This is a genomic window from Sinomonas sp. (genome assembly GCF_036848755.1).
Taxonomy (GTDB): domain Bacteria; phylum Actinomycetota; class Actinomycetes; order Actinomycetales; family Micrococcaceae; genus Sinomonas.
Window position 1 is genome coordinate 1 of the sequence record NZ_DAIUJO010000001.1, and the last position, 25,820, is coordinate 25,820.

General features: G+C 69.7%; 21 protein-coding genes, 1 tRNA gene and 1 riboswitch. Of the genes, 12 read left to right on the top strand and 10 right to left on the bottom strand.

The genetic code is table 11. The features are described 5' to 3' along the window. The coding region (locus tag V7053_RS00005; RefSeq protein ID WP_334170204.1) for a hypothetical protein at positions 1-724 on the top strand (724 nt) is incomplete at its 5' end. Between the two features lie 102 nt (positions 725-826). Here the strand turns inward: V7053_RS00005 and V7053_RS00010 are convergent. After that, positions 827-1,513 carry a hypothetical protein gene (locus tag V7053_RS00010; RefSeq protein ID WP_334170205.1) on the bottom strand — a complete coding sequence of 229 codons (687 nt, stop codon included), beginning with the start codon at positions 1,511-1,513 and terminating at the stop codon, positions 827-829. A 4-nt stretch (positions 1,514-1,517) separates the two neighbouring features. After that, positions 1,518-1,721: riboswitch (cyclic di-AMP (ydaO/yuaA leader) on the bottom strand. A gap of 583 nt (positions 1,722-2,304) precedes the next feature. On the opposite strand from V7053_RS00010, the gene V7053_RS00015 reads away from it, so the two are divergent. Continuing rightward, entirely contained in the window at positions 2,305-3,117 is an 813-nt protein-coding gene (locus V7053_RS00015; RefSeq protein ID WP_334170206.1) for a winged helix-turn-helix domain-containing protein, read from the top strand. A gap of 42 nt (positions 3,118-3,159) precedes the next feature. Beyond that, positions 3,160-3,714, top strand: a complete 555-nt coding sequence (locus tag V7053_RS00020) for a SixA phosphatase family protein (RefSeq protein ID WP_334170207.1) — start codon at positions 3,160-3,162, stop codon at positions 3,712-3,714. On the opposite strand, the gene V7053_RS00025 is transcribed toward V7053_RS00020, so the two are convergent. The 4 genes from V7053_RS00025 to V7053_RS00040 all read right to left on the bottom strand — a co-directional run bounded on the left by V7053_RS00025 (position 3,656) and on the right by V7053_RS00040 (position 6,908). Continuing rightward, positions 3,656-4,294, bottom strand: a complete 639-nt coding sequence (locus V7053_RS00025; RefSeq protein ID WP_334170208.1) for a hypothetical protein — start codon at positions 4,292-4,294, stop codon at positions 3,656-3,658. The genes V7053_RS00020 and V7053_RS00025 overlap by 59 nt on opposite strands. A gap of 64 nt (positions 4,295-4,358) precedes the next feature. After that, positions 4,359-5,771 (bottom strand): dihydrolipoyl dehydrogenase family protein, encoded by a 1,413-nt coding sequence (locus tag V7053_RS00030; protein WP_334170209.1) that lies wholly within the window; start codon positions 5,769-5,771, stop codon positions 4,359-4,361. A 151-nt stretch (positions 5,772-5,922) separates the two neighbouring features. Continuing rightward, positions 5,923-6,045: a type B 50S ribosomal protein L36 gene (ykgO, locus tag V7053_RS00035; protein WP_323280274.1), complete on the bottom strand. Its 123-nt coding sequence runs from the start codon at positions 6,043-6,045 to the stop codon at positions 5,923-5,925. Positions 6,046-6,134: 89 nt separating this feature from the next. After that, positions 6,135-6,908, bottom strand: a complete 774-nt coding sequence (locus tag V7053_RS00040; protein WP_334170210.1) for an IclR family transcriptional regulator — start codon at positions 6,906-6,908, stop codon at positions 6,135-6,137. A gap of 161 nt (positions 6,909-7,069) precedes the next feature. Between V7053_RS00040 and V7053_RS00045 the strand changes: the two genes are divergently transcribed. From V7053_RS00045 to V7053_RS00060, 4 genes are all read left to right on the top strand, one after another. After that, complete coding sequence (locus tag V7053_RS00045; RefSeq protein ID WP_334170211.1) at positions 7,070-7,792, top strand: CoA transferase subunit A; 723 nt, start codon at positions 7,070-7,072, stop codon at positions 7,790-7,792. Positions 7,793-7,924: 132 nt separating this feature from the next. Further along, complete coding sequence (locus V7053_RS00050; RefSeq protein WP_334170212.1) at positions 7,925-8,611, top strand: CoA transferase subunit B; 687 nt, start codon at positions 7,925-7,927, stop codon at positions 8,609-8,611. Continuing rightward, complete coding sequence (locus tag V7053_RS00055; RefSeq protein WP_334170213.1) at positions 8,608-9,795, top strand: acetyl-CoA acetyltransferase; 1,188 nt, start codon at positions 8,608-8,610, stop codon at positions 9,793-9,795. Before V7053_RS00050 ends, V7053_RS00055 begins: the two co-directional genes overlap by 4 nt. A gap of 262 nt (positions 9,796-10,057) precedes the next feature. Beyond that, positions 10,058-11,428, top strand: a complete 1,371-nt coding sequence (locus tag V7053_RS00060) for an outer membrane protein assembly factor BamB family protein (RefSeq protein ID WP_334170214.1) — start codon at positions 10,058-10,060, stop codon at positions 11,426-11,428. 104 nt (positions 11,429-11,532) lie between these two features. Here the strand turns inward: V7053_RS00060 and V7053_RS00065 are convergent. Then, positions 11,533-11,609, bottom strand: a tRNA-Arg gene (locus V7053_RS00065). Positions 11,610-11,877: 268 nt separating this feature from the next. On the opposite strand from V7053_RS00065, the gene V7053_RS00070 reads away from it, so the two are divergent. From V7053_RS00070 to lhgO, 3 genes are all read left to right on the top strand, one after another. Beyond that, positions 11,878-13,716, top strand: a complete 1,839-nt coding sequence (locus V7053_RS00070; protein WP_334170215.1) for a phosphoenolpyruvate carboxykinase (GTP) — start codon at positions 11,878-11,880, stop codon at positions 13,714-13,716. A 122-nt stretch (positions 13,717-13,838) separates the two neighbouring features. Next, positions 13,839-16,271, top strand: coding sequence for a PEP/pyruvate-binding domain-containing protein (locus tag V7053_RS00075; protein ID WP_334170216.1), 2,433 nt, complete (start codon positions 13,839-13,841; stop codon positions 16,269-16,271). After that, positions 16,268-17,467 carry an L-2-hydroxyglutarate oxidase gene (gene lhgO / locus V7053_RS00080; protein ID WP_334170217.1) on the top strand — a complete coding sequence of 400 codons (1,200 nt, stop codon included), beginning with the start codon at positions 16,268-16,270 and terminating at the stop codon, positions 17,465-17,467. The genes V7053_RS00075 and lhgO overlap by 4 nt, the downstream gene beginning before the upstream one ends. Positions 17,468-17,617: 150 nt before the next feature. Here the strand turns inward: lhgO and V7053_RS00085 are convergent, their stop codons facing one another. Then, positions 17,618-20,236, bottom strand: coding sequence for an ATP-dependent Clp protease ATP-binding subunit (locus V7053_RS00085; protein ID WP_334170218.1), 2,619 nt, complete (start codon positions 20,234-20,236; stop codon positions 17,618-17,620). Positions 20,237-20,343: 107 nt separating this feature from the next. Between V7053_RS00085 and poxB the strand changes: the two genes are divergently transcribed. Further along, complete coding sequence (gene poxB, locus V7053_RS00090; RefSeq protein ID WP_334170219.1) at positions 20,344-22,068, top strand: ubiquinone-dependent pyruvate dehydrogenase; 1,725 nt, start codon at positions 20,344-20,346, stop codon at positions 22,066-22,068. Here the strand turns inward: poxB and V7053_RS00095 are convergent. Then, positions 22,065-22,430, bottom strand: coding sequence for a winged helix-turn-helix transcriptional regulator (locus V7053_RS00095; protein ID WP_334170220.1), 366 nt, complete (start codon positions 22,428-22,430; stop codon positions 22,065-22,067). The two genes, poxB and V7053_RS00095, sit on opposite strands and share 4 nt — an antisense overlap. An 88-nt stretch (positions 22,431-22,518) precedes the next feature. Here V7053_RS00095 and V7053_RS00100 point away from each other — a divergent pair, with 88 nt between their 5' ends. Next, entirely contained in the window at positions 22,519-23,130 is a 612-nt protein-coding gene (locus V7053_RS00100) for an NAD(P)-dependent oxidoreductase (protein WP_334170221.1), read from the top strand. 22 nt (positions 23,131-23,152) lie between these two features. Here the strand turns inward: V7053_RS00100 and V7053_RS00105 are convergent, their stop codons facing one another. Together V7053_RS00105 and V7053_RS00110 are read right to left on the bottom strand one after the other, a co-directional pair. Then, positions 23,153-24,559, bottom strand: coding sequence for an alkaline phosphatase family protein (locus tag V7053_RS00105; RefSeq protein WP_334170222.1), 1,407 nt, complete (start codon positions 24,557-24,559; stop codon positions 23,153-23,155). Between the two features lie 86 nt (positions 24,560-24,645). Further along, positions 24,646-25,820 (bottom strand): globin domain-containing protein (locus tag V7053_RS00110; RefSeq protein WP_334170223.1); only part of this gene is annotated, 1,175 nt, incomplete at its 5' end.

Below are 25,820 nucleotides of genomic sequence, written 5' to 3' on the forward strand. Positions count from 1 at the left end.
GCCGGGTCAGGGCTGGGGCGCGCCGGGTCCTTCCGCGCCGGGTCAGGGCTGGGGCACGCCGCCGGCCATCCCGGCAGGTCCCGGGGGACGCTACAAGGGTGCGCTCTCGCGGCTGACGCCCGCCCAGAAGGGGCTCGCCGTAGCCGGGGTCGCCGTCGTCGTCGTTGCTGGCGCGGGAGCCGCCGTCTACGCGGCGAGCAATTCGGGCAACGGCGCGTCCGCGGCGTCGTCCAATCAGGGCCTGGGCGGAGCGCCGGGCCAGGGGGGCAACGGCCAGGGCCTGGGTCAGGCGGGGGGCGGCCAGAATGGTGGCTTCGCCGGAGGCGGCTTCGGTGGGCCGGGCAATCTCGGCGTCGGCGGGGTGGGCCAGGCTCTGCACGGCGAGTACGTCGTTCAGAACAAGGGCCAGTACGTCACCGAACTCGAACAGACTGGTACGATCACCGCCGTCTCCGGGAGCCAGATCACCGTCAAGAGCGTCGATGGCTACGTGCAGAGCTATGCGATCTCCTCGGACACGACGATCGCCAGCTTCGTGGGCCGCCGTCAGAGCCAGTCCGGCGGCGGTTCGCTCAGCGCCTCGAGCCTCGCAACCGGCCAGGCCGTCCGCCTCACCGCGCTGAAGGACGGGAACGCGGCGCTCACGATCCTCGTTTCATCCACTGCAGGCACAAGCTCGAGCGGCTCAGGCTCTGGTTCGACGAGTTCGGGCCAGAGCAACTAGGGACCAGAGCAACTAGGGGCCAGAGCAGAACAGATCCTTCTTGCCAGAGAAGAACGAAGGCGCCGTTCCCCGCAGGGGGAGCGGCGCCTTCGTCTGGGCCGATCAGTACCAGCCGCTCGCGTAGTGGAACGTGAGGGCGTTGGCGGGGGAACCGTAGCGGTCCTTGATGTAGCCGAGGCCCCAGTCGATCTGCGTGCGGTAGTTGGTTTGCCAGTCGTCGCCGGCGGAGGCCATCTTGTTGCCCGGGAGCGCCTGCGCGATGCCGTACGCGCCGCTGCTCGAGTTCGTCGCCGTCGTGGTCCAGTCGGACTCGAGGTTCCAGAGCTTGACGAGGGCCTGCATCTGGTCCTGGCCCCAGCCGAACTTCGCGAGCTGGCTCGAGGCGTAGGCCTGAGCGCCGCTCGGGTCGTTGACGGGCTGCGTCTTGAGGAGCTCCGCCTTGGCGGCCGCGGCGGCGGCCTGCGCCTGCTGGTCGGCCTGCGCTTTCGAGATCGACGCAACCGTCGAGCGGTCGAAGTCGAGCTTCGCGTCGGCCGTTGCGCTGATGGGGGCAGTGGCGGTCCCATTGGCTTCGGTGGAACCGGCGGGGGAGATATGGCCGGTGCTCGCAGCGGCGCCTCCGCCGACGGCCACGAGGCCGAGGGATGCGGCGACGACGGCGTTGCGGTACCGACCGCCTGTTGCGGTGCCGAGTCCGGCGGTGATGCGGGCGAGACGGCTGGGCGGGGTCGCCGCACGATGCCGGCCGCGCTGGCGCGCAGGCGCGCCCGTAGGCATGGTGATGCTCACGCAAGAAACCTCTCGTTAGCGCCTGCGAAGTTAGCTGCCGGGTTCGGATGCGAGTCATCCGGCCACACCTCGCGGCGCGGCTTCACCCCAGACCTCAGCGTTCCCGTTTCGAGCACAGGGCTCTCCACAGGCCTCTTCGGCCGATTGGTTCCTCCGTCTCTGCCTGCTTCACCCTTGGGTTGCCGGCAGAGTTCGGCGGGCTGCACCCAAAGGAGCACGGGCGATCCCGTGCACTGCCCTACCCTACGTGATGGATCGAGCTTTGTCACATTTGGGTAACAGCACCTGCCCGAGAGGGTCACCGGGCTCCCGCGGTCGCGCCGCACGGAGCCTCCGCCTCCCCCTCTCGGCCGCTGCTTCGAGCACTGGCTGGGTGGCAGTCCACATAATGAGACGGAGGGTGCCCGAGGTGTAAGGGCTTGCACTCCGGCCCGAATTTCGAACATTGTTCGACCGGCCCCGATGAGACCGCCGAAAATGTGAAGATATCGGTTCAGAAATAGGTCCTGCCGAATGGTGAGAAGTATCACAATTCGGAGTTCTGTCTCACCATCCGAGACAAGAGGCCCATTGTTACTTGCTTGTAGCCTTTGTTACGGGCACACTCACTCATGTGAACAAGAACTCAACGGCACTTGCAGCCTTCCGCCCCGGCTCACCCGCCGGCCGGACCATGTGCTGTTGTCGAATGCATAGCTGACTGCCCACCCCCAGCACTTGGCTCTTCGCTCAACCCTGTTCAGCATTCGAAGCCGTCCACGTCGGCTAGTCACATACGAGGTCAGCACTTTATGTCGGTTGCATCCGGATACGTCCACATCTCTGTCCGCAACGCCCAGCGCGCCCAGGCTGCTGCCGGCCGTCAGGCCTTCGGCGGTCGTGCCCCCATCCAGCAGGAGCCCTACGGCGCAGCCCGTCCGCTGCGTCCCGTCGCGGACGACTACGCTCCGATCACCGCGCCGACCCCCGTCGTCGCACCCGGCGCCGAGCCCGTTCGGTCGGTTTCCTCGGACACCGTCGCCCACGGTTTCGTCCTGTACGTCGGAATCTCGGAGGAGCAGGCCGCCGCGGCCGGCTCGTCCATCGCCCGGATCGCCCAGGAGATCCGCGCCTACGCGCAGAACCTCGTCCCCGGCGTCGAAAGCTACGCCGCTGTCGCCGTTGCCCCGTCGGCCGCACAGGGAAGCCCGCTCGACGTCGTACGCTCGACCTTCGGCGATCCGACCATCGGGAGCCGGCCCCGCCCTGAGCCGCGCGTCAGCCAGCAGAACGAGAGCCGCCCGAGCGGCGTCCTCATCGACCTCGCGCGCCGCGAGGTGCACCTCGACGGGGACTCCCTCAACCTCACATTCAAGGAGTTCGAGCTCCTGAACTACCTTGTCGAGAACGGGACGCGGACGGTCAGCCGCGAAGAGCTCCTGGAGAACCTCTGGAAGAACGCCGAGGAAGTCCCCAACGAGCGCACGATCGACGTCCACATCCGCCGTCTCCGCTCGAAGCTCGGACGTCTCGCCAACACGGTCCGTACCGTGCGGGGGCAGGGGTACCGCTTCTACGAGCACCCTGAGGTCATCGTGTGGGCAGCGCCGGAGTACTCCATCTAGGGATCCTCCCGTGCCGCGCGTCGGGGCCTCTACGCTTGCTCCATGAGCAAGCATCACCTCAAGCGCCTTGTAGTGCTGCGCCATGCGAAGGCCGCGTGGCCGGTCGGCGTCCCCGACGTCGACAGGCCCCTTGCAGAGCGCGGGCACGCGGACGCTCCTGCGGCGGGGAAATGGCTCCTCGCCCACAAGGTGGTGCCCGACTTCATCCTGTGCTCCGTCGCGCTGCGGACGCGCCAGACCTGCACGTGGGTCTGCGGTGAACTAGGCGACCTTGCGCCGACGCCCAAGCTCGAGACGGGACTCTACGCGGCGAGCGCGACGCAAATGCTCGCCGTCGTCAACCACGTCCCTGAAACCGTGACCACGCTTCTTCTCATTGCCCATATGCCGGGCGTCCAGGATCTCGTGCTGCACCTCGCTGCTCGGGACTCCGACCAGGACGCCTACCTGGACGCCGCAAACCACTTCCCGACGGCAGGCCTGGCCGTCCTCGAGACCGACAAGGCGTGGGCAGAACTCGACGGGCAGGACGCGCGACTCACCGACTTCGCGGTGCCGAGGGCCGTGAGCCGGAAGCACGGCCACCACTCGCATTAGTCCGAGGCGCCGCCGGCTTGGGCGTGCTCGCCCGAGGAGCGGAAGGCCGGCCGTCTGGCACGCGAGAGCCTTGGGTCCTCGCGCCCGAGGTGCGCCCCGTCGGCGTACGCGAGGCGGACGCGGGGGACCCGGATGCGGTGCGCGACGGCGGGCGGCGCATCGGCCGTGCTGCGAGCCGCCTGCGCGCGGGCCACGCGGCCCCCACCAGCAGGAGCCCGAGCGTGGCGAGGAACGCGACCACTGCGGCGTAGAAGTACGGGTCGGCGTCGCGACTCGAGACGGTCGTGACGGCATCGGGAGCGTCGTCCCACGCAAGGCCCAGCATCCGGAGGAACGCGAGGGCGCAGCCGATTGTCGTCGCCGTCGTCGCGGCGGCCAAGGCTGCGACGACGTAGCGGTTCATCCCCAGGATCGCGTAGAGCGCGCACAGCATGAACGCCGCGAGGGCAGCGATTGCGAGCGCGCCGAGCCACTCCTCGAGGAACCAGGCGGTGATTCCCAGAAGGATCGTCGCCGCCGCAGCACACCAGAGGGCGGCTCGGGCGCTGCGGCGCAGGGGGAGGAATCGCGAGGGGGCCACGGAGCCAGTCTGTCATCGACCGGCGCCACGGATGGGGAGCGCGCGCGGTGTCCCGGCTTCAGGGCTAGAGGCCGTAGGCCTCGAGGAACCGCAGCCAGATCTCGCTCAGGGTAGGGAAGGCCGGCACCGCGTGCCAGAGGCGCTCGAGGGAGACTTCGCCCACGATCGCAATGGTCGCCGACTGCAGGAGCTCGGCGACGTCAGGCCCTGCGAAGCACGCCCCCACGAGCGTCCTCCTTTCCTCGTCGACGAGGAACCGTGCCCAGCCCTCGTAGTCCTCGGCGAGCTGCCAGGCCCCGGCCACGGAGATCGGGAGGTCGACGACGCGTACCCGGATGCCGTGCTCCCACGCCTCTTCCTCGGTGAGCCCTACCATCGCGAGCTCGGGGTCGGTGAACACGACCCGCGGAACTGCGAGCTCGTCGGAGGTGCGTGCGTACCGGCTCCAAGGCGACGGCGCGCCGTCGAGCTTGCCTTTGGCCCGCGCCACGATGGTGTCGCCGGTGATCCGTGCCTGGTACTTCCCCTGATGCGTGAGCATGGCGCGGCCAGAGCAGTCGCCGACAGCGTAGAGCCACGCGTTGCCGAGCACGAGCCCTGTGTCGTCTACGCGGAGCGACGTCGGCTCGATCCCGAACGCCGGCAGCCCCAAGCCGTCGAGCGCGGGGCGCCGGCCGGCCGCGACGAGCAGCCTTGCCGCTCCGAGCCGTCGGCCGCCAGGCAGCGTGACGGTCGCGCCGCCGTCGTCCGTCGGCTCGACAAGCTCGGGGGAGACACCCTCGATGATCTCGACGCCGTCGGCCCGCAGCCCCGCGGCGACAAGCTCGCGCGCGTCCTGGGGGAACGCGCTGAGCAGGCTTCCGCGGGCAAGGACCGTGACGCGCGAGCCGAGGCGTGCGAACGCCTGCGCGAGCTCGGACCCTGCCACCCCCGCGCCGACGACAACGAGGCTCTCGGGGACTTCCCGCGTGCTCGTGGCGTCCGCCGTCGTCCAGTGCGGCGTGCGCTCGAGGCCGGGGACCCTGGGCGTGGACGGTCTGGAGCCCGTGGCGAGGACGACGGCGTGGCGTGCCAGGAGGTCGAAATGGTTTCCGTTGGTGTCGTCGACCGTGAGCCGCTTCGCGCCGGTCAGGCGGGCGCGGCCGCGGACGAGGTGGATACCCGCGCCGTCGACCCAATCGACCTGCGACTGGTCGTCCCAACTGTTGACCGAGTCATCGCGGTGCTTCAGGACGGCGGCGACGTCGAGGTCGCCTGTGACCGCTTCGCGGGCGCCCGGGACCCGGCGGGCGGCGTGCAAAGCGGTGCCGGGACGAAGCAGGGCCTTGGAGGGCTCGCAGGCCCAGTACGAGCAGGCGCCGCCGACGAGGTCGCTTTCTATGAGGGCCACGCTGAGCCCTCCCTTCGCCACGCGGTCCGCGGCGTTCTCGCCGGCGGCGCCGGCACCGATCACGATGACGTCGTACTCGCTCTCCACTCCACAGATGCTACGGGACGGCTCAGCTGTGCCAAGCTCTGGTCGCGGCCGAAGCCGGGCCGCCGCCGGCCCGGGCCGCGCCGGCCCGGGGCAGCGCCAGGCCCCGCGGAAGCGGTTCCACGGGGCCTGGCGTGCGTGTCCGGGACTCGGTTCAGGCCTGGCGCGCCTTGAGCCGAGGGTTCTTCTTGTTGATCACGAAGACCTTGCCGCGGCGCTTGACCACCTGAGACCCGGGCTGGTTCTTGAGCGACCGGATCGATGCGCGGACCTTCATGTGCTGCTCCCTTCATTGTTGAGAATCGTTCTCTTCAATGCTCCGTGCCCCGCAGGTATTCCCGGCACCCCGCGCGCCGACGTCGGCCCCTAGCGCCCTGGCAGGCGAAGGCTGATCCTGTGCGCCTCCTCCATGAGCAGGCGTCCCAGAAGGGCCTGCCGGTCCCCCCGGAACCGAGGCTCGATACCCGTGAACGAGACGGCGCCGACCGGACTCCCGTGGCTGTCGAACACGGCCGCGCCCATGCCCCAGCTGCCTTCGAGCACGAGGCCCGGATTGACGGAGTACCCGCGCAGGCGCGTCTCGGCGAGCTGCCTGCGCACCACCTCCTCGGTGTGCCCGGCCGCAAACTCGCCCGCATGCTCCGGCCAACGCCCCAGCAGTGCCTCCTGCTGCTCTTCAGGAATGAAGGCGAGCATCGCGGTTCCCGCCGAGGCGACGCCGAGCGGGAAGCGGACCCCTTCCCGGAGCACGAAGGACCGGATGGGGAAGCTGCCCTCCTCGCGCAGGAGGCACACGGACTCCGTGCCGCGGAGGATGCTGTAGAAGGCGCTCTCGCCCGATTCCTCGGCGAGGCGTCGCAGGCTGGGCCGCGCGAGCTCCTCGAACGGAAAGCGGGCCGCCGCGGTCGCGCCCAGGAGGAATACCTCCGCCCCCAAGACCCAGTTCCCCGTGGTGCGGTCGACGTCGAGCAGCCCCTCCGCGGCGAGCGACGTCAGGATGCGGTGCGCCGTGGGGCGGGTCAGTCCGGATTCGCGGACGAGTCGGGCGGTCGAGGCCCCGCTCGGACGGCCGCCGACGAGCCGGAGCAGGTTTGCGACACGTCCCACCACCTGAGTGCCCTGGACCGTTCTCGCTTCCATGCTCCTCCTGAAGATCTCGCCACATTGTGGACATCCCCTGCCGGGCTGTCCACAGTATGTGGTCTGCGCCATAGCCACTATTGCGGAAATTCCGGCCTTTTCCTAGCCTCAACGAGAGAAGCGATATGTCCACAAAGTGGTGGTGCCGAAGGAGGCCATGAATGGAAAAGCTGAAAGACGACGTCGCGGGCGTCCTCGGGGAGGTCTTGCACGACGGCGCGACTCTCGCAGTCGGGGGCTTCGGGCTGAGCGGGATCCCGGCGGATCTGATCGAGGCGGTGCGGGAGAGCGGCGTGCGCGACCTGACGGTCGTCTCGAACAACATGGGCGTCGATGGGAAGGGTCTGGGGATCCTGCTCGAGTCGGGGCAGGTGCGCAAGGTCGTGGCCTCGTACGTGGGGGAGAACCGGCTGTTCGCCCAGCAGTACCTGGCCGGCGAGCTCGAGGTCGAGTTCGTCCCGCAGGGGACGCTCGCCGAGCGGCTCCGGGCCGGCGGGGCGGGCATCCCGGCCTTCTACACCCGCACCGGGGTCGGCACGGTCGTGGCCGAGGGCAAGCCGCACGAGGAGTTCGACGGCGAGCTGTACGTCCGGGAGCGGGGGATCGTCGCGGACGTTGCGCTCGTGCACGCGCACACCGCCGACACGGAGGGCAACCTCGTGTATCGGTACACGGCGCGGAACTTCAACCCGGTCGTCGCCACGGCCGGCCGCGTGACGATCGCGGAGGCGGAGGTGGTCGTCGGCGTGGGCGAGATCGATCCCAACCTGATCGTGACCCCCGGCGTGTTCGTCCAGCACCTCGTGCAGGCCCGGGCGCGGGTGAAGGACATCGAGCAGCGCACTGTGCGTCCGCGACGCGAACCCGTGGCCACGGGCGCCTGAGGCGCGGCGCGGCCCCTGCCTTTCCCCGCTCATCCCTTGCGCCGTCACGTCCGCAGGGTGAGGACCCGGCGGAGGTGACGGCGCAACGAGCGCGGTGACGGCGCAACCCAACCGATTCGAGGAGGAGTCCCGATGGCGTGGACAAGAGACGAGATGGCTGCGATCGCGGCCGAGGAACTGCACGACGGCGATTACGTGAACCTGGGGATCGGGATCCCCACGCTCGTGGCCAACAACCTGCCCGAGGGGGTTCGGGTGACGCTGCAGAGCGAGAACGGGCTGCTCGGCATGGGCCCGTTCCCATACGAGGGCGAGGAGGACGCGGACCTCATCAACGCGGGCAAGCAGACCGTGACGGTCCTGCCCGGCGGCAGCATCTTCGACTCCGCGGAGTCGTTCGGGATGATCCGCGGCGGCCACGTGAAGGTCGCGGTCCTGGGCGCGATGCAGGTCTCTGCCGAGGGCGACCTCGCGAACTGGCAGATCCCCGGGAAGATGGTCAAGGGCATGGGCGGGGCGATGGACCTCGTCGCCGGGACCCCCCGGATCCTCGTGCTCACCGAGCACGTCGCGAAGGACGGCTCGCCCAAGATCGTCGCCAAGTGCACGCTCCCGCTCACTGGACAGCGCGTCGTCGACCGCATCGTCACGGACCTTGCGGTCTTCGACGTAGAGAAGGACGACGACGGCGCCCCTCAGCTCGTGCTGCGGCGGCTCGCGCCCGGGGTGGGCCTGGATGAGGTGGGGGAGAAGACGGGCGCGCCTTTCGACGTCGTGCTCGAACAGGGAATCCCGGAAGAGGAAGGAGCGCTCGCATGAGCCTCAAGGAACAGTTCGGCAAGGACGTCCTGCTCACGGGCTGGGGCCACAGCCGGTTCGGCAAGCTGGCGGAGGAGACGCTCGAGTCGCTGATCGTGCAGGTCGCGGGGGAGGCGCTGGCCCACGCGGGGCTCGAGCCGGGGGAGGTCGACGAAGTCTACATCGGCCAGTTCAACGCCGGCATGATGCCGCTCGCGTTCCCGTCCTCGCTCGCGCTCCAGCTCTCCCCGGACCTGCTCGGGGTCCCGGCAACGCGGGTCGAGAACGCGTGCGCGTCCGGGTCCGCGGCCGTGCAGCAGGGCGTCAAGGCGCTCCTGGCCGGGACGGCCCGGAACGTCCTCGTGGTCGGGGCAGAGATGATGACCCCTGCCGGGGCTGAGAAGGTCGGGGCGGCCCTGCTGGGCGCGGACTACGACATGGCAGGCCAGCCGTCCTCGGCCGGGTTCACCGCCCTGTTCGCCGAGGTCGCCAAGCACTACGAGAAGCGCTACGGCCCCGTCTCCGACGTGCTCGGCTCGATCGCGGCGAAGAACCACCGCAACGGCGTGGACAACCCGTACGCCCAGCTGCGCAAGGACCTCGGGGTGGAGTTCTGCCGCACCGTCTCCGAGAAGAACCCGATGGTCGCCGACCCGCTGCGGCGCACCGACTGCTCGCCCGTCTCCGACGGCGCGGCCGCCGTCGTCCTGAGCGTGGCCCCGCGCCCCGGGGCCGCGACGTCCCCCGTGCGGCTGGCCGGGTTCGGGCACGCGAACGACTTCCTGCCGGCTGAGCGCCGCGATCCCACCGCCTTCGCGGGCACCCGGCTCTCCTGGGAGCGGGCGTTCGCGATGGCCGGGGTCGGGCTGGAGGGCCTGGACTTCGCCGAGGTCCACGACTGCTTCACGATCGCCGAACTCGTCATGTACGAGGTCATGGGCCTGACCCCGGCAGGCCTGGGCGCGCGGGCGATCGAGGAGGGCTGGGTCTACAGGGACGGCAGGCTGCCCGTGAACGTCTCCGGGGGCCTCAAGGCCAAGGGCCACCCGGTCGGGGCGACCGGCGTCTCCCAGCACGTCCTCGCAGCCAAGCAGCTCACTGGCACGGCCGGAGCCATGCAGCTGCCCGACCCGCGCCGCGCCGCGGTGCAGAACATGGGCGGGGTCGGGATCGCCAACTACGTCAGCATCCTCGAGGCCGTCTAGCTCGGCGGGCGCGGGCGGCGCGCGGCGGGCCGCGGGGGACGACGGTGGGTGTGGGGACGCTGTCGTCCCCCGCCTTCGCCGTGCCGCGCCTTGGCGCCCCGGTTCTGCTGCCTCGGGCCGCATATCCGTGGGAAATTACCGCAGGAGAAGCGGGTTGGGGCAGCAGTTGCCCCGAGTCCTGCTTGCGTCCCACTGGAGAGGGGCGGACACTCGGCCTCGGAGAGGCTGGACGATGGCAGGAACAAGGCGGCAGCGCGCGCTAGTGAGCGCCTTGAACGCCCTCGTGCTCGTGCTGCTCGCAGCCTGCGCCCCGGGCCCGCTCACCGCGCCCACGGGTACGCCGGTCGAATCCCTGACGCCGTCGCCGAATGCGCTCAGCCCTGCCCCCCTGCTGCCCGGCGACTGGCCGACCTACCACCACGACGCCGCCCGAACCGGCGCCGCGGACGGGCTGCCGACGGTCGGCGCGCTCCACACCGCCTGGACGGCGCGGCTCGACGGCGCCGTGTACGGCGAGCCGCTCGTCGTCGGCGGCAAGGTGATTGTCGCGACCGAGTCGGACACGCTCTACGCCCTCGATGCGGCCCGCGGCGGCATCGTGTGGCAGCGCAACGTCGGCACCCCCGTTCAGGGATCGTCGCTTCCCTGCGGGGACATCAGCCCGCTGGGGATCACCGGTACGCCCGTCTTCGATCCGGCCACAGGCCTGGTCTTCGCCGTAGCGGAAACCTCGGGCGGCCGCCACGAGCTCGTCGGCGTGGATGCCGCGAACGGCGCGCTCCTCATGCGACGCGAGGTCGAGCCGCCACAGGGCGAGCTCATCGCGTATCAGCAGCGACCCGCGCTCGCCCTCCTCGGGGGCCGGGTCTTCGTGGCGTTCGGCGGCCTCGACGGCGACTGCTCGGACTACGTCGGAACCGTGCTCTCGGTCCCCACGACAGGCAACGGGCCGATCGGTTCCTACGTGGTGCCGACCTCGCGGCTGGCTGGCATCTGGGCCCCCGGCGGCCCGGCTGTCGACGGCTCGCGCTTGCTCGTGGGTGTCGGCAATGGCGCGTCGACCTCAAGCTACGACGGCTCGGACTCGGTGCTCTCGCTCGAGGCCTCGTCGCTGCGCCGCACCGATTTCTTCGCCCCGGACACGTGGGCGCAGGACAACTCGGACGACGCCGACCTCGGCTCGATGACGCCCGTACGAGTCGGCCCATACGTCTTCGCGGACGGCAAGAGCGGTACCGGGTACGTGCTTGATGCCAACCACCTCGGGGGCATCGGCGGTGCCCGGGCGCAAGCCTCGGTGTGCCCCGCGTTCGGCGCCCCGGCCGTGACGGGGATGACGGTCTACGTGCCGTGCGAAGGCGGGCTCCAGCAGGTGACGGTCGCGTCGTCGGGCGCGATCAGCCTCGGCTGGCGACTGTCGCTGCAGGCAGCGGGCTCGCCCGTGATCGGCGCGGGAGCGGTGTGGGTCGTGGATGACGAGACCGGGGAGCTGTACGCCCTCGATCCGGGGGACGGTCGCGTCCAGCAGCAGGTGAGGCTTGGTCCCGTGCCACATTTCGTGACCCCGACCCTGGCGGCGGGTCGGGTCTTCATCGGCACGCTCGACGGCGTGACGGCCCTGAGCGCGGAATGAGGGATCTGGTCCGGCGGCGGCCGAGAAGATGACCGCCTGGAAGCGGCCGCTCGAACGCCGCTTAAACGAAGAACACCTCCGGTCCAAAGACCAGAGGTGCAGATTGGTGCGCCCAGAGGGATTCGAACCCCCGACCTTCTGTTCCGTAGACAGACGCTCTATCCAGCTGAGCTATGGGCGCATTCCGCAGGCTTCGGCGTTTTCCGCGCCGCGGCCTGAATAACTTTACGCGAAGACCAACGCACTTCCAAATCCACCGGGGCAGGACTTGTGAACTATACCGGTCTATGTGACCTTGGTCACTTAAAACACCCATCTGCGCGTCAAAAACCCCCAGATTCCGCGATTTTGAGTGTTTCGCTCTCATTTCGTACCCATCACTCGCCCCGGTGGTACAGACCACCTTCCCTACCATTGAGGGACACACGACCCAGACGAAGGAGGAAGACATGGGCGCAACTCGTCTTCGGCTTCTCGAAGGAGCCCCTACCACCTACGAGCCCCTGCTGTCCTGGGTTGAGGAAGTCGCTGAACTGACTCAGCCCGACCGGATCCACTGGGTGGACGGTTCCGAAGCGGAATACCGCCAGCTGACTGACGAGCTCGTCGCCGCGGGGACGCTCACGCGCCTCAACCCCGACCTCTTCCCGAACTCCTTCGCCGCCTTCTCGGACCCCGCGGACGTAGCGCGCGTCGAGGAGCAGACGTTCATCTGCTCGCGCAACGAGCGCGACGCTGGCTTCACCAACAACTGGATGGAGCCGGCCGAGATGAAGACCAAGCTGAAGGGTCTCTTCTCCGGCTCGATGCGCGGCCGCACCATGTACGTCATCCCGTTCGTCATGGGCCATCTCGACGCTGAGGACCCGAAGTTCGGCGTCGAGATCAGCGACTCCGCCTACGTCGTCGCCTCGATGCGGATCATGGCCCGCATCGGCACGGACGTCCTCAAGAAGATGGAGCAGACCCGGGCGTTCTTCGTTCCGGCCCTCCACTCGGTAGGCGCGCCGCTCGAGCCGGGCCAGGCCGACGTCCCGTGGCCGTGCAACCCGGAGAAGTGGATCGTGCATTTCCCGGAGGAACGCTCCATCTGGTCCTACGGCTCGGGCTACGGCGGGAACGCGCTGCTCGGCAAGAAGTGCTACGCCCTCCGCATCGCCTCGGTCATGGCCCGCGACGAGGGCTGGCTCGCCGAGCACATGCTGATCCTCAAGCTCACGAGTCCCGAGAAGAAGGTCTACAACGTCGCCGCCGCGTTCCCGTCGGCCTGCGGCAAGACCAACCTCGCGCTCCTCGACCCGACGATCGAGGGCTGGAAGGTCGAGACGCTCGGCGACGACATCACCTGGATGCGCTTCGGCAAGGAAGGCGAGCTCCGCGCCGTCAACCCGGAGGCGGGCCTCTTCGGCGTCGCACCTGGCACCGGCTGGGGTACCAACCCGAACGCGATGCGCGCCATCGCGAAGGGCAACAGCATCTTCACGAACGTCGCCCTCACCGACGACGGCGGCGTCTGGTGGGAGGGCATGACCAACGAGGTTCCCTCGCACCTCACGGACTGGCAGGGCAACGAATGGACACCGGAGATCTCCGCCGCCAACGGCGGCCGTCCGGCCGCCCATCCGAACTCGCGCTTCTGCACGCCCATCGACCAGATCGACATGCTCGCTCCCGAGTACTTCGCGCCGAACGGCGTCGAGGTGCATGCGATCCTCTTCGGCGGGCGTCGCAAGACGACCATCCCGCTCGTCACCCAGTCCCGGTCCTGGGCCAACGGCATCTTCATGGGTGCCACGCTCTCCTCGGAGACGACGGCGGCCGCAGCTGGCGCCGTCGGCGTGGTGCGCCGCGATCCCATGGCCATGCTCCCGTTCATCGGCTACGACGCGGGCGACTACCTCAACCACTGGGTGCGGCTCTCGGCCAAGGGCAATCCCGCCCGGCTGCCGAAGATCTTCCTCGTGAACTGGTTCCGTCGCACCAAGGACGGCGGCTTCGCGTGGCCCGGCTTCGGCGACAACTCGCGCGTCCTCAAGTGGGCGATCGAGCGCATCGAGGGCGCGGCCGACGCCGTCGAGACGCCGATCGGCTTCGTTCCGACGCCGGAGAGCCTCGACCTTGACGGGCTTGACATGACGCCGGAGCAGGTTGAGGAGGCCGTGCGCTTCGACGCCGACGAGTGGCGCGCCGAGGTCCCCGGACTCGAGGAGTGGTTCGCCCGCTTCGGCGGCTCGCTCCCGCTCAGTCTCACCAACGAGCTCGAGGGGCTCAAGAAGCGCCTCGACTGAGACTCGTGCGCCGTCCTTCGGCGCACTCAAGGTTCCGGCGAGCTGAACGGCGCCGGAAACATTGGAGGGCCGCCCCGCTGCACACGGGGCGGCCCTCCCGCGCTTGGATGTACCGTGGGCCCATGGACGACGGCGGTGCCTCCTCGCTGCTGAGGCCCCTCGCCTCGCTGCGGGCGGCTGACCTTCCCCTGGCCGGCGGAAAGGGCGCCAACCTCGGCGAGCTCCTCGGTGCGGGTCTTCCCGTGCCGCCGGGCTTCGTCGTGACCACGGCTGCGTACCGGGCCCACGCAGAAGCCGCGGGAGTCGACCCTGGACGGGCGGTCATCGATCCCGCGGGCGCCCGCGCGGCCATCACCCAGGCCCCGCTCGACCCGGCATTGAGCCACGCGATCTCGGCCGCGCTCGCCGAGCTGAGGGCGGAACTGGCCGATGAGGCCGGAGTCGCCGTCCGTTCGAGCGCCACGGCGGAGGACCTTCCCGGGGCAGCCTTCGCCGGCCAGCAGGACACCTTCCTCAACGTCAAGGGCGATGCGTCGGTCGCCGATGCCGTCCGCCGATGCTGGGCATCCCTCTGGTCCGACCGGGCCGTCCAGTACCGCGAGCGCCAGGGGATCGCTCCCGCAGACGTGGCGATCGCCGTCGTCGTCCAGCGCATGGTCGACGCCGAATCGGCGGGTGTAGTCTTCACGGCCAACCCGCTGACCGGCCGCCGAGCCGAGATCGTCGTGGACGCTGCGCGGGGGCTGGGGGAGGCCGTCGTCTCGGGACGGGTGACGCCTGAGCACCTCGTCCTCGGCCGCGACGGTCAAATCCGCGAGCGGGTGCACGGCGACGGCGCGGACGTCCTCTCGGAGAGCGCCGCGAGGGAGCTCGTGGCGCTGGCCGTCCGCGCGGAACAGCACTTCGGCGTCCCGCAGGACATCGAGTGGGCGTTCGCTGAAGGGCGGGTCGTGCTCGTTCAGGCGAGGCCCATGACGGCGCTCCCGCTCGAACCGCCGACCCTCGATCGGATCCAGCGAACCGTCGCGCCGTTCTTCCTCGAAATGTTCACGGTGCGTCCCTATCCCCTCGATGTCACTGGCTGGCTCGGTCCGGGCGTGATCCGGATGCTCGACCTGATGGCAGGCAGCGTCGGCGTGCGCTTCCCGCCGCTCGGGCAGCTCCTGCGCGAGCGCGACGGCGTGGCCCTCCAGCTGGTGCCTCCCCGGCCGCGCCCGAGTCTTCTGACGCTTGGCGCGCCGCTCGCACTCGCGCGCCGAGCGCGGCGGTACCGGACGGCGGTGTGGGCCCATGACCCCCTGCTCGCTGATTTCGAGGCCGAGGCCGAGGCACTCGACGCCGAAGACCCGCGCGCGCTCGACTGGCCGGAGCTGCTCGCACGCGTCGACCGCTGCCTCGAGGCCATGCGGCCCCTCGCCCAGCTGCGGGTGAATTACCTGCCCGCCTCGTTCCTTCCCTTCGTGCCGCTGCGGCTCGGCCTCGCTGCTGTAGGCCGGAGCCGCCTCTCGGCCGCCCTCGTCGCGGGCGGCCGCACGCTGACCCGCGCGAGCAACGATGCGCTCGAGCGTCTCGCAGACGCTGTGCGCGCCGACCCGGCCCTCTCGGAGGCTGCCCGCGTCCTCGACGCGCCCGCCTTCCTCGAGGCGATCCGCACCCGTGACGAATTCGCCTCGTTCCGCGAGGATCTCGCGGCGTTCCTCGACGAGTACGGGCATCGCGAATCGGTCAGCATTGTCATCGCGACCGCGCCGTCGTGGCGCGACGATCCGACGCCGGCCGTCGCGATAGTCCAGACCCTTGCGTCGGCTCCTCGCACGGGCATTCGGGACGTCGGAGAGGACGCCCTGAGCGAGCTGCTCTCACACCCGCTCCTGCGGAGCAGGCGGGCGACGACGTTCGCCACGCGGCTCGTCGACGCAGCCCGCCGCGGCCTCGCGTTCCGCGAGGACAGCCACTTCCTCATCACGCGGGTCATGCCCCCGCTTCGCTCGACGTTCCTGGAGATCGGACGGCGGCTGACCGGAGCAGGCGCCGTCGGCGCTCGCGAGGACGTCTTCCATCTCCGGCTCGAGGAACTCCGCGCCCTGCCCGCGCCCGAGGCGATCGACGACGTCGACCGCGGCCGCCTTCGCGGACTCGTCGCGCGCCGCGCGGCGCTCCGGCGCGAGTACGCGGGAGTTCCCCTGCTCGACCTCGCCGTCGCGCTGGGCGACACCGACGGGGCCGACGGCGCGGGCTCGCTCCTGACGGGCACGGCCGCGAGCAGCGGGGTCGCCGAGGGGGCGGTCCGGATCATCCACGGACCCGCCGAGTTCGGCGAGCTCCGCGCCGGGGAAATCCTCGTCTGCCCGAACACGAACCCGTCCTGGACGCCGCTGTTCGCGCGGGCGGCTGCGGTCGTCGTCGACACGGGTGGGCTGGGCTCACACGCGGCGATCGTCGCGCGCGAGTACGGAGTGCCGGCGGTCATGGGAACTGGACGGGGGACGAGAGTGCTGAGCAACGGGCAGCGCGTGCGCGTCGACGGCAGCCGGGGACGAGTGGAGGCAGCGTGACGGAGTGCATCGGGGTGGTCGGCGGCGGCATCGTCGGGATGGCGATTGCGCGGGCCCTTGCGCTCGCAGGCGACGCCGACGTCGTCGTCCTCGAGAAGGAGCGCCGCGTCGCCGCGCATCAGACGGGGCACAACTCCGGCGTCGTGCACGCGGGGCTCTACTACCAGCCCGGTTCGCTCAAGGCGGTGCTGTGCGCGCGCGGCCGCGAGCTCACCCGCGATTACTGCCAGGAGCGCGGCCTCCCGTACCGGGAGCTCGGCAAGCTCGTCGTCGCCGTGACTCCCGAGGAGGTCCCGCGGCTCGACGACATCGAACGACGGGCCCGCGCCAACCGCGTGCCGGACCTCGCCCGCATCGGGCCCGAGCGCATGCGGGAGCTCGAGCCCCACGTCGCCGGCGTCGCCGCCGTGCACTCGCCGCACACCGCCGTCGTCGACTATGCCGCGATCACCGAAGCGATGGCCGACGACGTGCGCCGCGCCGGGGGACGCGTCCTGCTCAGCACCGAGGTCACCGCCGTGCGGGCGGGGGAGGGGACGACGACGATCGACACCACCGCGGGCACCCACACCTTCGACCGGCTCATAGTGTGTGCAGGGCTGCAGTCCGACCTCCTCGCGCGCATGGTGGGGGCGTCGCCGTCGCCCCGGATCCTGCCGTTCCGCGGCGAGTACTGGGCGCTTGCGCCCGAGCGGACGGGCCTCGTGCGCGGGATGATCTACCCCGTGCCGGACCCGCGCTTCCCGTTCCTCGGCGTGCACTTCACGCGCGGCGTGTACGACGACGTGCATGTCGGCCCCAACGCCGTTCCCGCACTCGCCCGCGAGGGCTACGGGTGGGGCGACGTGTCGGTGCGGGACACCGTCGGGTCGCTTGCGTGGCCCGGGGCGCCCGCGCTGTTCAGGAAGCACTGGCGGATGGGAGTGCGGGAGATCTCCGCGTCGCTCATCAAGCCCCTGTACTTCCGGCGGGCCCGCGCGTTCGTCCCCGAGCTTCGGCCCGGGGACCTCGCGGAGAAGGCCGCGGCTGGCGTCCGCGCCCAGGCCTGGGGAGCGGACGGGTCGTTGCTCGACGACTTCGCCGTGGACCAGGTCGGCTCCGTGACGCTTCTGCGGAACGCGCCCTCGCCCGCAGCGACGTCGTCGATGGCGATCGCCGAGTACGTACTGCGCGAGCACCTCGGCATCCGGGTTTGACCCGGCGGAGGTGACGGCGCAACGGGTGGGGACCCTGCGGAGGTGACGGCGCAAGGGGTGGGGACCCTGCGGAGGTGACGGCGCAAGGGGTGGGGACCCGGCGGAGGTGACGGCGCAACGGGAGGTTGCGCCGTCACGTTTGCAGGGTGCTCAGGCCGCGGCGATTGCCGGCTGGTCCGCTTGGACGGCGAGATCGTCGTCGTCGACCGTCACGGTGACGCGCCCGCCGTCGGCCACCGCACCCGCGACGAGGAGGTCCGCCACGCGGTCTTCGAGCTCCCGCTGGATCACGCGGCGCAGCGGCCGCGCACCGAACTCGGGCTCGTAGCCGCGGTTGGCGATCCAGTCCACGGCGGCGTCGTCCACGTCGAGGGCGATGCCCTGCGCGGCGAGCCGCGCCTCCGTCCCACGCAGCTGGAGCCGCACGATCTCGTGCAGCTGCTCGCGCGTCAGCCTGCGGAACAGCACGATCTCGTCGATCCGGTTGAGGAACTCCGGCCGCATCGTCTCGCGCAGCCGCCCCATGACCCGAGCCCGCAGCTCGGCCTCAGACCCAGTCGCGTCGGTGCCGCCCGGAGCGAAGCCGAGCGCGGCGCCCCGGGAGGCGAGGAACTCGGAACCGAGGTTCGAGGTCATGATGACCACGGTGTTGCGGAAGTCCACGGTGTGCCCCTGGCCGTCGGTGAGCCGCCCGTCGTCGAGCACCTGCAGGAGCAGGTTGAACACGTCCGGGTGGGCCTTCTCGACCTCGTCGAGCAGCACGACCGAGTACGGGTGCCGCCGCACGCGCTCCGTGAGCTGGCCCGCCTCGGAGTAGCCGACGTACCCGGGAGGGGCCCCGACCAGCCGGCTCACCGTGTGGCGCTCGCCGAATTCGCTCATGTCGAAGCGCACCATCGCGGACTCGTCGCCGAACAGCGACGCCGCGAGGGCCTTCGCGAGCTCGGTCTTGCCCACCCCGGTCGGGCCGAGGAAGAGGAAGCTGCCGACGGGGCGGCCGGCGTCGCCTAGACCGGTCCGGTTGCGGCGCACGGCCTTCGCGATCGCGGCCACGGCATCCTCCTGCCCCACCACGCGCCCGTGGAGCTCGTCCTCGAGGCGCGCGAGGCGCTCGCGCTCGCCTTCCGTGACGCGGGCCGCGGGGATTCCGGTGGCACGCGCGACGACGGCGGCGATGTCTGGCTCGTCGACGACGGCATCCTCCGTCTCAGCCGGCAACTCGGCGGCGTCGGCAATCTTGAGCGCCACCTGCTCGATGCTGTCGCGCAGCCGCGACGCCTCCTCGTAGTCTTCTCGGGCCACGGCCGCGGCCTTCTGCTCCTCGAGCCGCGTCGCTTCGGCGTTCAAGGCCTCGAGATCGTTCCGCGGCCCGCGTGCGAGGCTCTTGCGGGCGCCCGCCTGGTCGATGAGGTCGATCGCCTTGTCTGGCAGGTACCGGTCGGTGATGTACCGGTGGGAGAGTTCGACGGCGGATCGGATTGCCTCATCCGTGTAGGCGATTCCGTGGTGCTCCTCGTACCGCGACTTGAGGCCGTCGAGAATGGCGATCGCGTCCGCGATGCTCGGCTCGCCGACCGTGACCGGCTGGAACCGCCGCTCGAGGGCCGGGTCCTTCTCGATCTTCCGGTACTCGTCGAGCGTGGTCGCGCCCACGAGGTGCAGTTCGCCGCGCGCGAGCCTCGGCTTGAGGATGTTGCCCGCGTCCATGCCGCCCTCGCCGCCGCCCCCGGCACCGACGACGGTGTGGAGCTCGTCGACGAACGCGATGACGTTTCCGTCGGCCGCGATCTCGTCCATCGTCTTGGTGAGGCGCTCCTCGAAGTCGCCCCGGTAGCGAGTGCCGGCGAGCATCGCGGGCAGGTCGAGCGAGACGACTGTCTTGCCGTGCAGTTGCGCCGGGACGTCGCCGGACGCGACCGCTTGGGCGAGGCCCTCGACGATCGCGGTCTTGCCGACGCCGGCCTCGCCGATCAGTACGGGGTTGTTCTTCGTACGGCGGGCCAGGATCTCGATCGCCTGCTCGATCTCGGAGGCACGGCCTATCACAGGATCCAGCTTGCCCTCGCGTGCGAGCGCGGTGAGATCGGTGCCGAACTTGCCGAGCATGCTGTCCTTGCCGCGGTCGCCCCTTCTACCGCGAGCGGTGCCGGGGCGGCCGGCGCGGCCTTGCGCAGGGGTGGAAGCGCCCGCGCCGTCGGTCTCCGCATCGGTGCTCTGCGCCCCAGAAGGCTCGCGGCCGCCGTCGTCCGCTTGGAACGACTGCGGCGTGATGCCGTGGGCCGCCAGGATCTGGCCCGAGGGCGCGTCTGAGGCGAGGACAAGCGCGAGGAAGAGGTGCTCGGGGTCAATGTAGGTCGAGCCGAGCGAGCGGGCGACCTTGTAGGCATCGAGCAGCGCATGCTGCGCGGATTGGGTGAGCTGTGGCATCCCGCCGTCGTCACCTTCGCCGCTCGCTTGCGAGCCCGCGGGCAGCCGCTGCTCGGTCGCGGCGACGATGTCCTCCGCGCCGGCACCTGCGAAATCGATCATGCCGGCGACGGCTTCCGTGCTGGCCAGTGCGTGCAGCAGATGCAGCGCATCGACTTCGTGGTGTCCGTGTTCAAGCGCGTAGCGTCCGGCCGCGGTCAGGACCTGCTGGCTCCCGCGGCTGAGGAGCCGAGTGATGTCGAGGGGGCGCCCCGTCCGGCGCGACCCCTGGCCCTGCAGGTAGCGGGCAAGGAAGTCGTCGAACGAACCGTTGCCAGCAGTCGGGCCGAAAAAGATAGGCAAACCATCCTCCAGAAAGTTGAGTGACTGTCGCTCATGTTCAACGCTGTGGCGAAGGAGATATTCCCGAGGCCTACCCTCGAGTTGCGCACCCGGGCTAGCGTGGCGGAATGACGACCATCGCACAGAACATCGTCGATACCCTCGCCGCCAACGGGATCCGCCGCGTCTACGGCCTCCCGGGGGACTCGCTCAACGGCTTCACCGACGCCCTCCGCGGGACGCCCAGCATCGAGTGGGTCCATGTCCGTCATGAGGAGGCGGGCGCGTTCGCTGCTGCCGCGGAGGCGGCGCTCACCGGAGAAGTCGCCGTGTGTGCGGGCTCGGCGGGCCCCGGAAACCTCCACCTCATCAATGGCCTCTACGACGCCAACCGTTCACGCGTCCCGGTCCTCGCGATCGCCGCCCACATCCCCAGCGCCGAGATCGGGTCGAACTATTTCCAGGAGACGCACCCGCAGGAGGTCTTCCGCGAGTGCAGCGTGTACGCCGAGCAGGTGACCGACCCCGCCCAGATGCCGCGCATCCTTGAGATCGCGCTCCGGACGGCCGTCGAGAAGCGCGGGGTGGCCGTCGTCGTGCTCTCCGGCGACGTCGCGCTCACCCAAGTCGATTCAGAGCGGGTCACGGTGGTCCGGAGAGCCCAGCCGAGCGTTGTTCCGAGCGGCCACGAGCTCCGTGAGGCCGCCGGCATCCTCAATTCGGCCAGCAAGGTGACCATCCTCGCTGGCGCTGGGGTCGAGGGGGCCCACGACGAGGTGATCGCGCTGGCCGATGAACTGGGCGCCCCGATCGTGCACGCATTCCGGGGGAAGGAGTTCATCGAGTACGACAACCCCTTCGACGTCGGCATGACCGGCCTGCTCGGCTTCAGCTCCGGGTACCGCGCCATGGAGGACTGCGACGCGCTCCTCATGCTCGGCACCGACTTCCCGTACCAGCAGTTCTATCCGGATCACGCGAAGATCATCCAGGTAGACATCCGCGGGGACCAGCTCGGCCGGCGCGCGCGCCTCGATCTCGGACTCGTCGGCGACGTCAAGGACACGGCGACCGCGCTCCTTCCCCTCCTCGAACGCAAGCGCCGTCGCACGCATCTGGACTCCTCGCTCAAGCACTACGCGAAGGCGCGGTCGAAGCTCGACGACCTGGCGACCCCCACCAAGAAGGGCCAGCCCCTCCATCCGCAGTTCATCACGCGGGTCCTCGACGAGCTCGCCGCAGACGACGCGGTCTTCACGGCCGACGTCGGGACGCCCGTGATCTGGGCCGCGCGCTATCTCACGATGAACGGACGACGGCGCTTGGTCGGCTCGTTCACGCACGGCTCCATGGCGAACGCCCTGCCCCACGCCATCGGTGCGCAGGCCGCCTTCCGCGGGCGGCAGGTTGTCGCGCTCGCAGGCGACGGGGGGCTGTCCATGCTCATGGGGGAGCTCATCACGCTCGTGCAGAACAAGCTGCCCGTCAAGCTCGTCGTGTTCAACAACGCCTCGCTCAACTTCATCGAGCTCGAGATGAAATCCGCTGGCTTCGTGAACTTCGGAACGGGACTGGACAATCCGAACTTCGCCGCGGTGGCGGATGCGCTCGGCATCAAGGGCGTGCGGGTCAATGACTCGTCCGAACTCGAGCGAGGCCTCAAGGAGGCCCTCGAGCACGATGGTCCCGCGCTCGTGGACGTCGCCACCATCCGCCAGGAGCTCGCGATGCCGCCCACGATCACTGCGCAGCAGGCAGGAGGCTTCACGCTCTACGCGCTGCGGACGGTGCTCTCCGGGCGCGGCGACGAGGTGCTGGACCTCGCGAAGACGAATTGGCGGAGGGTGTTCTAGCCCGCCGCGTCGAACGCGCCGCGCGCCTCGAGGATCTTGCCCGCGTGGCTCTCGGCCCACTCGCGGATCGCGTCGAGGGGGCCAAGGAGGCTCTCGCCGAGAGGCGTGAGCCGGTACTCGACGCGCACGGGGACCTCCGCGAAGACGGTCCGCCTGACGAGCCCGTCGCGCTCGAGCGTCCGAAGCGTCTGCGTCAGGACCTTGGGGGTGATCCCGCCAACGGCCACCCGCAGCTCGCTGAAGCGAAGCGTCCCCGCCTTGAGCGCCTGGACGATGAGTGGCGTCCACTTGTCGCCGATCCGCTGGAGCACGACCCGGGAGGGGCAGTCCGGGTCCATGACGTCGAACGGAATGCTTTCCATGAGGTAACCATAGCACTTTGAAGTACTTGATATCTTTCGGATACCGTTTCCCTGTCTGCAGCCGAAAAGACTCATCAAGGAGCACCACATGAAGATCGCCGTCTACGGAGCCACCGGCATGGTGGGGAGCCAGATCGTCGCGGAGGCCGCGCGCCGGGGGCACGAGGTGACCGCCCTCAGCCGCAAGGGCACCGCTGTGGAGGGCGCCGCCGTCGTCCGCGCTGCCGATCTGGCCGACGCCGAGACGTACCGCTCCGTCGCCGAGGCGAACGACGCCGTCGTGCTCGCCACGTCGCCCGATCGCACCGGGGGTTCACGCGAGCCCTACCTCGCCGCGCATCAGGCGATCGCCGAGATCCCCACCGATGCACGCCTGTACCTCGTGGGGGGCTTCGGCAACCTCCGGACGCCCGATGGAACGCTGATCAAGGATCTCCCCGACTTCCCGGCGGAATACAAGGCCGAATCCGATACGGTCTTCCGGGCGTACGAGGCGCTTCGCGATTCCTCGGTACGTCTGGACGTGACCGTCCACGCGCCTGCCGCCGTCATCCAGCCCGGCGAGCGGACGGGCAAGTACACCACCGCAGTGGGCGTTCCCGCCGGGGACTTCATCTCGGCCCAGGACTACGCCGTCGCGGCTCTGGACGAGCTCGAGAAGCCGCAGTTCCAGGGGAAGATCTTCACGGCCGCCAACTGACCTCGAGTGCCGGGCGGGATGGTCAGTAGGTCACTCCGCCCGGCAGGATGACCGGCGGTGACGGCTTCTGACTGAAGTTGAAGTCGTTGACGAGATTCCCGAGGAGCGGGTTGTCTTCGCGCACGTCGGGTCGCGGATCGGGACGGCCGTCCGTCGCCGGGTCGAGCCGCTGGCCATGCAGGAAGTCGTCTTCGATGAACTTCACGTACGCGTCCTGGCTCAGCGTCTGGTGGTCGATATACCCCTTCTTCGCGTACGGACTGATGACGATGCCCGGCACCCGGAGCCCGTACCCGTTCTGGTCGACGACGGGAGGGGCGACGTGGTCGTAGAATCCGCCCCAGTCGTCCCATGAGAGGAAGATCGCGGTGCTGCTCCAGTCCGGGCCTGACATGATCGCGTTGATGAGCCCCGTGACGTAGGCCTGTCCCGAGCTCACGAGGGCGGGCGGGTGCTCGCTCACCGCACTCGTCGGGTCGATCCAGCTGACCGAGGGAAGGGTGCCGTTCTTCGCGGCGGAGTAGAAGTTCGTCAGCGACTGGATGTTCCCGAGCTGACCGTCCTGCTTCACCGTGTCGAAGTAGGGCAGGGGGTTCCAGATGCCCGGCGTCTTGGCGTTCTGCTTGACGGGCGCACAGGTCATGGCCGCGTCGTTCTCGCAGTCCGGTTCGGTCCCGTTGAACACGTAATAGGCCCACGAGACGCTCTGCTGGTACAGGAGATACGTGAGGTCGGTCCAGGCGTAGTCCGGCGCGGGGCGTGGCGGGGACTTCGGCTTGCCGAAGTCAGGTGGGAGCTGCGGGCCCTGCGGAGCGTTGATGCAGGACGAGGCATCCCCTGGGACGCTGCACTTCGCGGACCACTCGGAGACCATGTACAGGTGCGACGGGAGGCTCCAGGACGCGTCCGACTGGAAGAGGTGGTCCTGGAGCGTGAAATCCTTCGCGTAGGCCCAATAGTTCGGAATGTCGCGGGCGTCGTGGTAGCCCATCACGTCCGTCTTCTTTGCTCCGGCGCACGCGGGATCGTTGGGCGCACAGTTCGACGACGCGTGCTCGGCTTGGCCGACGAATCCGTCCATCTTGCCGCCGTCGATGTCGGCTGTGGCATTGGACTGGCTGTGCGGTCCGCCCGCGTTGCGGTCTGAGGGGTCGTAGTACGGGCGGACGCACGTGTGCTTGGCCGGATCGGGTACGCAGACCGTCGGAACGCCATTCTGCAGGGGGATGCCGTCGGCGCCGGGGAAGGTCCCGAAGTAGCTGTCGAACGAGCGGTTCTCCTGCATGATGATCACGACGTGCTGGATCTTGGAGATGCCCGCGGGCGGCGAGCTCTGGGCGGGGCGTCCGACGACGACGCACGAGGCGACGATCAGGAGGGCAACGACGACGAGGGCTACCCCGACGGGGGCCCTGCGACGTACGTTCACGAACTGCTCCTCTTAGCCGCATCCGAGGGGGCGCTGCCGGATGATGGCACGTTACCCCCTCGGGATGGGGACAAGCTGAGACTTTGTCAGCTGGCCGAGGCGAGCCAGAGGTCGGGGCCGAAGACCTCGTAGTGGATGCGCTGGGCCGGAATTCCGAGGGCGATCGCCTCGGACCGGATCTTCTGCATGAACCCGAGCGGGCCGCAGAGGTACAGGTTCGCGTCTGCCGGCACGTCGACCTCCGACAGGCTCATGCGCCCCTCGCGCGCTGCGGTCGCGCCCTGGACCGGGCCGCTCGCCGGCTGCTGGAGCCAGAGGTGGAGCTCGGCGTCGTCGATCTTCTCGATGTCGCCCAGCATCTGCTCGCTCAGGGCCCAGGCCTCGAGGCTGCGTTCGGCGTGCAGCACGAGGATCTCTCGATCCGAGCCTGCGTTCGCGAGCGAGCGGAGGATCGATGCGCTCGGCGTGCAGCCGATCCCGGCGGAGGCGAGAACGAGGGGGCCGTCGCTGTCGTCGAGCGTGACGTCGCCGTACGGATTGGAGAGTTCGACGACGTCGCCCACCTGGATGTTCTCGTGCAGGATCGGCGAGACCTCGCCGCCGTCGTTGTACTTCGTGGTGAACACTCGGCGCTCGGTCGACTCGGCGTCGGCGGACAGCGAGTACTGGCGGACTTGGAGGAGGCCGTCCTCGACGGGAACGCGCACGCTCAGGAACTGGCCGGGCTGCCCCGGGGTCACCGGAGTGTCGTCTGCGGGCTCGAGGACGAAGGTGACCGCCGACGCGCTGGAAGCCTTCCTCTCCACGACCTTCCATGGCGCCCACATGACGTTGTTGGCCTGCTGCGCGTAGAGGCCGGACTCGATCTTCACGAGGGCCTCCGCCATGAGCCAGTAGACCTCGGACCACGCCGCCGCGACCGTGGGCGTGACAGCGTCGCCGAGGTCTTCGGCGATGGCCTCGAACAGGTACTTGTAGACGACCTCGTACTGGTCGGGCGTGATGCCGAGCGAAGCGTGCTTGTGGGCGATGCGGCTCAGGACCGCCTCGGGGAGCGTCCCGGGGTTCTGGACGAGATGCGTCGCGAAGGCTGCAATTGCTCCCGCGAGAGCCTTGCGCTGTTCCCCGTTGGCCTGGTTCGCGCGGCTGAAGAGGCCGTTCAGGAGTTCGGGATGCGCAGCGAACATCTTCTCGTAGAAGAGCGGCGTGATGTCGCCGATCCGGCTTCCGACCAGGGGGAGAGTGGCTTCGATGACGGGGC

What these genes read in the sequence shown, in the direction of transcription:
- V7053_RS00015 (WP_334170206.1), top strand. Translation starts at nt 2,305, where the DNA reads ATGTCGGTTGCATCCGGATACGTCCACATCTCTGTCCGCAACGCCCAG.
- V7053_RS00020 (WP_334170207.1), top strand. Translation starts at nt 3,160, where the DNA reads ATGAGCAAGCATCACCTCAAGCGCCTTGTAGTGCTGCGCCATGCGAAG.
- ykgO (WP_323280274.1), bottom strand. Translation starts at nt 6,045, where the DNA reads ATGAAGGTCCGCGCATCGATCCGGTCGCTCAAGAACCAGCCCGGGTCT.
- V7053_RS00040 (WP_334170210.1), bottom strand. Translation starts at nt 6,908, where the DNA reads ATGGAAGCGAGAACGGTCCAGGGCACTCAGGTGGTGGGACGTGTCGCA.
- V7053_RS00045 (WP_334170211.1), top strand. Translation starts at nt 7,070, where the DNA reads ATGGAAAAGCTGAAAGACGACGTCGCGGGCGTCCTCGGGGAGGTCTTG.
- V7053_RS00050 (WP_334170212.1), top strand. Translation starts at nt 7,925, where the DNA reads ATGGCGTGGACAAGAGACGAGATGGCTGCGATCGCGGCCGAGGAACTG.
- V7053_RS00055 (WP_334170213.1), top strand. Translation starts at nt 8,608, where the DNA reads ATGAGCCTCAAGGAACAGTTCGGCAAGGACGTCCTGCTCACGGGCTGG.
- V7053_RS00070 (WP_334170215.1), top strand. Translation starts at nt 11,878, where the DNA reads ATGGGCGCAACTCGTCTTCGGCTTCTCGAAGGAGCCCCTACCACCTAC.
- V7053_RS00075 (WP_334170216.1), top strand. Translation starts at nt 13,839, where the DNA reads ATGGACGACGGCGGTGCCTCCTCGCTGCTGAGGCCCCTCGCCTCGCTG.
- poxB (WP_334170219.1), top strand. Translation starts at nt 20,344, where the DNA reads ATGACGACCATCGCACAGAACATCGTCGATACCCTCGCCGCCAACGGG.
- V7053_RS00095 (WP_334170220.1), bottom strand. Translation starts at nt 22,430, where the DNA reads ATGGAAAGCATTCCGTTCGACGTCATGGACCCGGACTGCCCCTCCCGG.
- V7053_RS00100 (WP_334170221.1), top strand. Translation starts at nt 22,519, where the DNA reads ATGAAGATCGCCGTCTACGGAGCCACCGGCATGGTGGGGAGCCAGATC.